11 protein-coding genes are annotated in these 8,705 nt (G+C 40.1%); 7 read left to right on the top strand and 4 right to left on the bottom strand.

What is annotated here, in order from left to right; genetic code table 11:
* The 7 genes from HN459_09670 to HN459_09700 form a co-directional block, all read left to right on the top strand.
* The coding region (locus HN459_09670; GenBank protein ID MBT3479707.1) for a hypothetical protein at nucleotides 1-655 on the top strand (655 nt) is incomplete at its 5' end.
* Between the two features lies 1 nt (nucleotide 656).
* The gene (locus HN459_09675; GenBank protein ID MBT3479708.1) at nucleotides 657-1,409 is read left to right on the top strand and encodes a hypothetical protein; all 753 of its coding nucleotides are present in this window, start codon (nucleotides 657-659) and stop codon (nucleotides 1,407-1,409) included.
* 61 nt (nucleotides 1,410-1,470) lie between these two features.
* Nucleotides 1,471-1,803: a hypothetical protein gene (locus HN459_09680; GenBank protein ID MBT3479709.1), complete on the top strand. Its 333-nt coding sequence runs from the start codon at nucleotides 1,471-1,473 to the stop codon at nucleotides 1,801-1,803.
* Between the two features lie 113 nt (nucleotides 1,804-1,916).
* Complete coding sequence (locus tag HN459_09685; protein MBT3479710.1) at nucleotides 1,917-2,333, top strand: OsmC family protein; 417 nt, start codon at nucleotides 1,917-1,919, stop codon at nucleotides 2,331-2,333.
* A 63-nt stretch (nucleotides 2,334-2,396) separates the two neighbouring features.
* Nucleotides 2,397-3,077, top strand: a complete 681-nt coding sequence (gene rpe, locus HN459_09690) for a ribulose-phosphate 3-epimerase (protein ID MBT3479711.1) — start codon at nucleotides 2,397-2,399, stop codon at nucleotides 3,075-3,077.
* Between the two features lie 47 nt (nucleotides 3,078-3,124).
* Nucleotides 3,125-5,128 carry a transketolase gene (gene tkt, locus HN459_09695; protein ID MBT3479712.1) on the top strand — a complete coding sequence of 668 codons (2,004 nt, stop codon included), beginning with the start codon at nucleotides 3,125-3,127 and terminating at the stop codon, nucleotides 5,126-5,128.
* 89 nt (nucleotides 5,129-5,217) lie between these two features.
* Nucleotides 5,218-5,655: an RpiB/LacA/LacB family sugar-phosphate isomerase gene (locus HN459_09700; protein MBT3479713.1), complete on the top strand. Its 438-nt coding sequence runs from the start codon at nucleotides 5,218-5,220 to the stop codon at nucleotides 5,653-5,655.
* 16 nt (nucleotides 5,656-5,671) lie between these two features.
* Here HN459_09700 and HN459_09705 read toward each other — a convergent pair whose 3' ends face one another.
* The 4 genes from HN459_09705 to HN459_09720 form a co-directional block, all read right to left on the bottom strand.
* Nucleotides 5,672-6,346, bottom strand: coding sequence for a hypothetical protein (locus HN459_09705; protein ID MBT3479714.1), 675 nt, complete (start codon nucleotides 6,344-6,346; stop codon nucleotides 5,672-5,674).
* Between the two features lie 102 nt (nucleotides 6,347-6,448).
* On the bottom strand, nucleotides 6,449-7,495 hold the full coding sequence (locus HN459_09710; GenBank protein MBT3479715.1) for a beta-lactamase family protein: 1,047 nt from the start codon (nucleotides 7,493-7,495) through the stop codon (nucleotides 6,449-6,451).
* Between the two features lie 118 nt (nucleotides 7,496-7,613).
* On the bottom strand, nucleotides 7,614-8,450 hold the full coding sequence (locus HN459_09715; protein ID MBT3479716.1) for an alpha/beta hydrolase: 837 nt from the start codon (nucleotides 8,448-8,450) through the stop codon (nucleotides 7,614-7,616).
* A 59-nt stretch (nucleotides 8,451-8,509) separates the two neighbouring features.
* Nucleotides 8,510-8,705 (bottom strand): hypothetical protein (locus tag HN459_09720; protein ID MBT3479717.1); only part of this gene is annotated, 196 nt, incomplete at its 5' end.

Genomic DNA, 8,705 nt, shown 5'->3' on the forward strand with positions numbered 1-8,705 from the left:
CAAAGATATGTCTGTCCTATATCAATATGATTACCAATTGGCCCTGAAGGCAAAATCAGAAACAGAAACTTTGGAGCGAGGGAAAGGTTTTTCTTATGGTTTAGAAGGTATGGTTAAAGGAGAATGGAATCGCATTTCTGGCTGGGTGGGTTATGCATGGTCCGTGAGTAAGCGCAGTTATCCATCGGTCATGGGGGGCGATTATTATTTCGCCACCGGCGATCAAACACACCAAATTAAATCATTATTGGCTTATCGAATAAACAGGAATATTACATTCAGCACTATCATTCAACTTACATCCGGTTATCCTAAAACATGGGAGACAGGTGTTTCCAATCATTTTGTGTATAATCCCTTGGCCAATGATGTGGGTATTTATGGTGAATTTATTACACCGGTTAAAAACAATGTCCGCTACCCCGTGCGAATGAAATTGGATCTGGGATGGCGAAAGAAGCTCCGCAGTGGTTTCGGATTTCAGCTGGCCCAATACTTAGGGACGGACAAGGCTTATTACACCATGAAGGTTAATAACGTTTTATTCCTCAGGAGAAATCCATTCATGTATATGTATATCCCGGAATATGGTTATTATGGGTTCGGGAATTTTATGCCGCCATCAATTAGTACAGGATATACGCTGGAGTTTTAATATGAAAAAGATTACCATCATTTTCTCCGTTCTGTGCATTCTTTCCTGCGACCTGCCAACTTCTCCGGGACCTATGCCCACCCATATCGAAGAAACGGAATACGAACCGGGACTCAATATTTTTGGCATCCTCCGCGTGGATGAAAGAAATTATGGTACATCCTTTGTTAGAGTTGAACGGGCATATCAACTTCATGAAATTGAATTGGAACTGGCATTTGTACCCACAATTGATAGTGCACATGTCCAAATCATTCATCATCAAATTGATACGACTCTTTTCCCATTTAAATATTCCGGAACTTATGATAATGAAAACTTTATTCCGAAATCCGGCGAATCTTACAGCATTCAGATTGACAATACTGAATTCCCTGTATTGAAGGGGAATACGGTTGTTCCTATCCCACCAATCATTGTAGAAGATCGTTCAATATCTACAGAATTAGGGTTGAATATCATACCCGATTCCTCCATCCATTTAATCGAAGTATATCCCGTGTATGGTATGGGGATTGATTATGCCCAGCGGTTTACCAATAATAATGAATCGATTCAATACAGTGTGCCGATTCACCATGAAAAAAATGGTCCTTTAAATCGGATTGAAATATTTAGTTACGATAAAAATATGTCGGACTATTTGCAGGCGTTGGTCACCTTGAAACCGCAAGCCTATAATGAAATGGTAAAAACTGTAGAGGGTGGATATGGGGTATTTGGGTCCGTAGTGAAATCGGAAATATATAAATAATCTAATTTTTTCTTTTTCATAACATTGATGAAGATTTTCCACCGTCGTATCTTGTGCCCTGATGAAACGACTATTATTTATCCTCACCTTAGTTTGGGCTTGCACACCACCGCTACCGGAGCCCTTTATTCCACCGCCAACAAAACTGCCAACGGATGGCGTGAATTCCCTTTCTGAGGGGTTACTGACAGAATATGATATTTGGGAATTTTTAAAGGAAACCCCCAATGAATCTGCTGTGATTGAAATGTTGGGTGCCCCCGATTCGGTTTGGGCTAGTGATGAACAACCTTATTATATCATGTATTACTACCGTCCTGAATTAAAGGATTATAATTCAATTGAACTCAATACAAAATCCCGAAATGTTACCGGTTACGAATGGGATGAATAAATGGTGTTTTCTTATTCAAAACTTATATTACTCCTCGTCCAGTATTCTGCGGGACAGCTCTCTTGAAGGAGAGGATTGTGGCGGGATGAGAAAGCAATAAAAGGGAGTAAAATATGGGACAAATATCAACAGTTGAATATTTAGGTGATTTACGAACGGAGGCGGTTCATTTGGAATCGGGTGATCGAATTCATACAGATGCACCGAAAGATAATGAGGGAAAGGGTGAGGCGTTTTCTCCTACCGATCTGATGGCCACATCACTAGCCAGTTGTATGATAACGGTCATGGGTATAAAGGCACGGCAGCACAATATTGATATGGATGGGACAAAAGCGGATATCGTGAAAGAAATGGGCGCAAATCCACGGCGGATATCTGTGATTAAGATTAATGTCCATTTCCCGAAAAATTATTCAGAGAAGGAGAAAATACTGCTTGAACGCACGGCCCATACTTGTCCTGTTGGGAATAGTCTCTGTGATGGTTTAGAAGAGGATGTTAACTTTCATTATCCAGAAGAAAAATAAAAATAATGCAACTAAACAAGCGTTGAATATCCACAAACCAACACCTAATTTCTGCTTCCTCAAATGGCCTCAGAATTCAAGCTAGCTCCATCTATTTTATCTGCTGATTTTTCAAATCTGCAATCAGCCCTATCACAATGCGAAAAAGGTGGTGCCCACTGGATTCATGTGGATGTGATGGATAATCAATTTGTCCCTAATTTGACGATTGGCCCACCTGTGGTGAAATCGATACGGCCTAAAACGAATAAATTTCTGGACGTCCATATGATGGTGATTGAACCAGAAAAACTGGTAGAACCATTTGCAAAAGCAGGTGCGGACTTAATCACATTCCATATTGAGGCAACGGATGATCCCCAATCGGTGATCGACCTTATTAAATCCACCGGGACGCAAGTGGGAATCTCGATAAAACCATCCACGCCATTATCAGATATTGAACCATTCTATGATCAAGTTGATCTCATTTTGGTTATGAGTGTTGAGCCGGGATTTGGTGGGCAGGGATACGTTGATGGATCCACGGAAAGAATTCGGAATATTAAGAAAAGATTAAAAGAACAGTGTTTGCAGGATAGAGTGTTAATCGAAGTGGATGGTGGCATTAAGCTCCACAATGCAAAAGAAGCAATTGATGCAGGCGCCGATGTATTGGTAGCCGGTTCTGCTGTCTTTGGCGCGGATGATCCCGTACAAACTATTAAAGATTTTTATAACTTAGGAAGCCAAGAAGGAAGTTAAAGAAACGGAAATTTCGTGCGCTTTAGTGTACTTAGGGGCTAATTATAATGAGAACATACCAGGATATAGATACTTTTTCAGAATGGACTACCGAGGAGCAAAACCAATTTGCACTGGCGGTCACCAAAGGATTGATCATGGATACGGTCCGCAAAGCCAATTCTGGTCACAGTGGCGGACCTATGTCATCGGCGGATTTTACCCAAATCCTTTTTACTGAATATTTGAATTTTGATCCCAATAATCCCGATTGGTTCAACCGCGATCGGTTCGTTCTTTCAGCTGGTCATGAATCGGCACTTATTTATGCAATGTTGACCCAAATCGGTTGGCTAAATATGGATGATATTCAAAATTTTCGTCAACTTCACAGCCGTACGCCGGGCCATCCAGAAGTTGAAATTCCCGGCGTTGAAGCCACCACCGGCCCATTAGGACAAGGCTTCGGAATGGCCGTTGGTATGGCCACAGCCGAATCTATGTTGCGGGCGCGGGTTGGCGATTTGGTCAGCCATTTTACTTATGTGGTCGCCGGCGATGGCGACTTTCAAGAACCGATTACATTGGGTGCCGGTTCCATGGCAGGTCATTGGGGTTTGTCTCGACTCATTGTATTTTATGATTCTAATAATGCACAAATTTCTGGAAAAGTGGATCGTGCTGATTCAACCAATTATGCCCAGGTTTTTGAAGGATTCGGTTGGCATGTTCAGGAAATTGATGGCCATGATCATGAACAAATTCGAGAAGCTATTGAAAAAGCCCAAGTCGTTGATCGCCCAAGTTTAATTATTGGAACAACAATAATGGCACAGGGATCGGCTAATATGGAAGGAGATCATGAGACTCATGGTGCGCCACTACCACAGGATGAGATTGATGCCACCAAAGAAAAATTAGGTCTCCCAGATGAACCATTTTATTTACCGGAAGAAGTGCTGAATCACTTCCAAACCCGTTTTGCAGCATTAAACGAAAATGTAAGTGAATGGAACAATGCAGTCTCGAGCGCTTGTGAAGACAGCACATTTAAATCGGTTTGGAATGCAACAGTTATGGATCAATTGGGTGATATAGATTATCCCAAATTTGAAGCTGGTACATCGATTGCCACCCGTAAAGCTTTCGGCACCACGCTTGATAAATTTGCCGAACAAGTGCCGTCCATTGTAGGTGGTTCAGCAGATTTGGAGCCGTCAAATTATACAGGAAATTTCGCCAAGACTTACGAAGATTTCACGAGAGAAAATCGATCCGGGCGTAACCTTGCATTTGGCGTACGGGAATTCCCTATGGCAGCAGCAATGAATGGCATGGCACTCCATGGTGGTGTGATTCCTTTTGGAGGAACATTTTTAGTTTTTGCCGATTATGAACGGCCGGCTCTGCGATTGGCAGCCATTCAACAATGTCGGGTCATTCATGAATTCACCCACGATTCATTTTGGGTTGGGGAAGATGGCCCAACACATCAACCTATCGAACATGCCATGGCACTTCGCACGATACCCAATTTCAATGTATTTCGCCCAGCAGATGCCAAAGAAACAGCAGCATGTTTTCGATTAGCAATTGATCAAAAGGAAACGCCGAGTGCATTGTTGCTCACTCGTCAAGGCGTGAAAGTTTTGAGTCAAGATATGGATGCAATCGTTGAAGGTGTATCCAAAGGCGCTTATGCTGTTGTTGATTGTGAAAATCCTGATTTGGTTTTTCTTGCAACAGGATCAGAAGTTGGTTTGGCAATGGAAGTGGCTGCAACAATGAATGATAAAAATATCCGTGTGGTGAGTATGCCTTGTTGGGAAATATTTGAACAGCAATCCCATGAATATATAAATGCACTTATTCCACGCCGAGGTGCTATGAAAATTTCCATGGAAGCGGGAATCACGATGGGATGGGATAAATATATTGGCCCTAACGGACTTTCAATTGGTATTGATCATTTTGGCGCGTCAGCGCCGGGGAAAGATTTAGCCCAGGAATTTGGTTTTACTGCAGATCAAGTTGAATCAAAAATTAGAGATCATATAAACAAACTACTATAGCCACGAATGCACGAAGACACTAAGTAAAATGAAAAGATATATTATAAAAGAATCCTTAGAGCCTTTGTGTCTTCGTGGCAGGAATGAAAATGAAAATACATATTGCAACAGACCACGCCGGACTTGAACTCAAAAATATCATTCGGGATTATTTAATTGAAAAAGGCCACGCCGTAACTGATCATGGGGCTCACGAATATGATGCTTTGGACGATTATCCCGATTTTATTTTTCCTTGTGCTCACGCTGTAGCGGCGGACAAAGAAAGTCGCGGAATTATTTTAGGCGGTTCGGGACAAGGAGAAGCTATGGCGGCTAATCGAGTGAAAGGTGTAAGAGCGGCGGTTTTTTATAATGGTCCGAAAGAAATTGTGAAACTCTCTAGAGAGCATAATAATGCCAATATATTATCTTTGGGTGCCCGGTTTATGTCTGAAGATGAAATTTGTGATATTATAGACTTTTGGCTGGATGAATCCTTTGAAGGGGGACGACATCAGAGAAGGATTGAAAAGTTAGATCAATAATGAATTGGGCTCTGGCCTAATCTTTAATACATCGAACGCAATTTCCATCTCCTCGCGCTCTGTTTCCAATTAATACATTATTTAAACTGATCCCTAAAACGCGAGACTCTGCTCCGTTTAAGTTGCTGGTTCTATAGCCGACAAAATTGCCTACATTTCCAATGGCACCAGTCATTCGACTTCTTGCACCACCCATTGGTAATTTTAAAACGGATGCCAATGCACCTGCTGCATTACTAGACACCCAACTTAATTTTTCTGCTTCCCATTCTGCCACTGTGGGAATTCTAAACCCTATAGGGCCTGGGTTATTTATTTCATTTACACCTTGCCATAAAGAATCATTTTGGGGAGATATCCAATTGTCATATCCGATAACAAACTTTGAATGGCCGGGAGAAGTCGTGTTCGAAACTGTATTTGTAGTTGAAGATGTCCTTAGCTCATGCCCATCAGTGTCTCTTCCCCATTGATATAACGAACCATAAGAATTTATATCAGTTGATGAACTGGCAACGTTACTTGCGCCTAAATTTCTATCCATCCAAATTCGTCCTGTAACGGGGTTAGTTACAGTACCGGATGAATCAGAAGATGTGTCAAGTAGTTTTGATTCTTCGTCCGCATCATTATCCGAACAACTAATAATAAAAATTGATAAAAGCATTATATGTATCAGATTAGATTTCATTTAATATTTTGCCTCAGGTATTGGTAAATAATAATGATTAGACATGAACTATAAAAAAAGGTTAAACCTTAACGTTGGGAATAAAGGGCGTTTTAATGCCTTTTATACATTGCTATTAAGTTTTTCATTTCTTAGGATTTTCACAATACGACTATATATGATTTTAGATAAATTCCAGTCATATCCATCAAAGTTAGTTGTATTATTAAATTGAATAACAACCGTGTTGATGTCTTTGTGGTATTTGGCAATACTCTGATAGCCAGGAACCAGACCTGTATGCTTGTACACGTAAATTGAAGAATAGATTTCCTTTTCCCCTTCATCGAACAATGATCCATCGTTTAATGCCCGAAGGAATATACCCACATCCTCTGCTGTAGCTAACATTCCATTGCCATCAGTCTTTAGATCGTCCTTATACCCAACGTAATAGCCACTCATAACATCGTCTATATTCACTTCATTAAGTGAACTGAACGTATTGTTCAGCCCGAGTGGCATCAAAATTTTCTCCTTGATATATTGGCTATGGCTATAACCGACCACTTTATTAATGAGTTTTCGAATCAACAAATAATTTGTGTTTGAATAACCATAATCTTCACCTGGTTCAAAGTTAGCCGGCAAATCAAGTGCTAATTCAAGGACTCCATCTCTGCTTTCCGGTCGATTTTCCCAAAAACCAGGATAGTCGGTGTAATTGGGAATGCCACTCCTATGTTGCACCATCATTTTTAAGGTTATTTTTTCTGCATTTTCAATTCTTTCCACAAGTTCAGGAAAGTAATCAGCGAGCGTTTTATCCAAAGACAAACGATTGTCATTTACCAATTTGGTGATAGCAACAGCATCGTATAACTTGCTGATACTGGCAATCTTGAATAAGGCTTTCGGGTTGGCAGGAATTTTATTTTTCCGGTCATGCCATCCCGCGGCATAAAACTCCGGTGGCTTCCCAGTTTGGTCTACGTAAACAATCATTCCATCAAATCCATGACCAATAGCTTCATTTACTTGTTCTTGAACTGTATCGGGTAGTGGTAAAATCCAAGCCTTCACCAAAATCCATGGTACAAAGAACATGGAGATTATTGTACCGACAAGTAATACTATATTGAGGATTGGTTTTGTTTGTTTCTTCATCATGTTATTTAAGAATGATGCCTTTTAGTAAATTGCCCAAACGTTTTTGATAAAATTTGTTTAAATGGATCTTGTCTTTTGTTGTATTCTTATTCTTCAGCTTGAATCTCTAAAATTAATTCTATCTGTTATTGGTTAATGCTTCAACTTCTCTGAGTAAAAGAGGAAATGCTGGATGTTTCATTTGGCCATGATTATTACCGTCTAGCTCATAAATATTTACCTGATTATGCCCCGCCACTTTCATCATACGCATCATGTATGCATTTTCTTCATATCGTCCTAACATCTCGAGTTCTCTATCGCCAGTAATAATCAATAGTGGTGGGGCGTCAGCTCTAACATGATAAAGGGGTGCCATATTATCAATAATGGGTTGTTCCCCCGGTATTCCCATTTCTTGACGAACGGTAAAATGTGTAATTGCATGTCCTGAAAATGGTATAAGTCCTGCAATTTGATTTGCATTAATTCCATAGTTTGCTAAATAGCTCTTATCGAGTCCGACCATGTAGGTTAGGTATCCACCTGCTGACATCCCTGAAACAAAGATTGATTCATTATTACCCCCGTATTTTTTTATATTTTTGAATGCCCAGGCAGTAGCTGCCGCTGCGTCCTTTATACACTCTACTGCTTTAACATTGGGAGAGAGTCGATATCCTACTCCCAAAATTGCAACCCCTCGATCTTTTAAATAGTCCGGAATATAGCGCTCCCCCTCAGTTAACCCTCCTCCATGGAACCATATAATGGTAGGAAAATCCTTTATATTATCAGGATAATAGAAGTCAAACACACACATTTCCTGCATATATTTATCGCCTTGCATTACATCTTTGCTATAGTATGAAACAGCAGTTTCTGTTTTGTATAAAATTTTCTGTTTTACATCCTGTGAAACGATACATGTCATTGTCAGAGTTAGTGCTATTAATATTAAGTAGGTTGATTTCATTTCGATTTAATCTACATTATGTTTTATTTGGGATTATTTGAACTAAATTCATAACTCAGTCATTTTATTTCCAGAACCATTCTTTCATGATCGTCCGGTGTATTCATATTGGTGAATTCATTTTCATTTAGATTCATATTGACCGTTTCTGTATTGATGCAATTTAATAAACCCTGCAGACTCAAATCACCATTTTCAATTTGTTGGGGAATCTGGGGTAGAATTCGTTTATGATAAAATGCGCATGTTGCTTGG

The organism is Candidatus Neomarinimicrobiota bacterium (genome assembly GCA_018647265.1).
Classification (GTDB): domain Bacteria; phylum Fidelibacterota; class Marinisomatia; order Marinisomatales; family TCS55; genus TCS55.

Excerpts from the sequence above, each read along its gene's own strand:
- HN459_09675 (MBT3479708.1), top strand. The coding sequence starts at position 657 with ATGAAAAAGATTACCATCATTTTCTCCGTTCTGTGCATTCTTTCCTGC.
- HN459_09680 (MBT3479709.1), top strand. The coding sequence starts at position 1,471 with ATGAAACGACTATTATTTATCCTCACCTTAGTTTGGGCTTGCACACCA.
- HN459_09685 (MBT3479710.1), top strand. The coding sequence starts at position 1,917 with ATGGGACAAATATCAACAGTTGAATATTTAGGTGATTTACGAACGGAG.
- rpe (MBT3479711.1), top strand. The coding sequence starts at position 2,397 with ATGGCCTCAGAATTCAAGCTAGCTCCATCTATTTTATCTGCTGATTTT.
- tkt (MBT3479712.1), top strand. The coding sequence starts at position 3,125 with ATGAGAACATACCAGGATATAGATACTTTTTCAGAATGGACTACCGAG.
- HN459_09700 (MBT3479713.1), top strand. The coding sequence starts at position 5,218 with ATGAAAATACATATTGCAACAGACCACGCCGGACTTGAACTCAAAAAT.
- HN459_09705 (MBT3479714.1), bottom strand. The coding sequence starts at position 6,346 with ATGAAATCTAATCTGATACATATAATGCTTTTATCAATTTTTATTATT.
- HN459_09710 (MBT3479715.1), bottom strand. The coding sequence starts at position 7,495 with ATGATGAAGAAACAAACAAAACCAATCCTCAATATAGTATTACTTGTC.
- HN459_09715 (MBT3479716.1), bottom strand. The coding sequence starts at position 8,450 with ATGAAATCAACCTACTTAATATTAATAGCACTAACTCTGACAATGACA.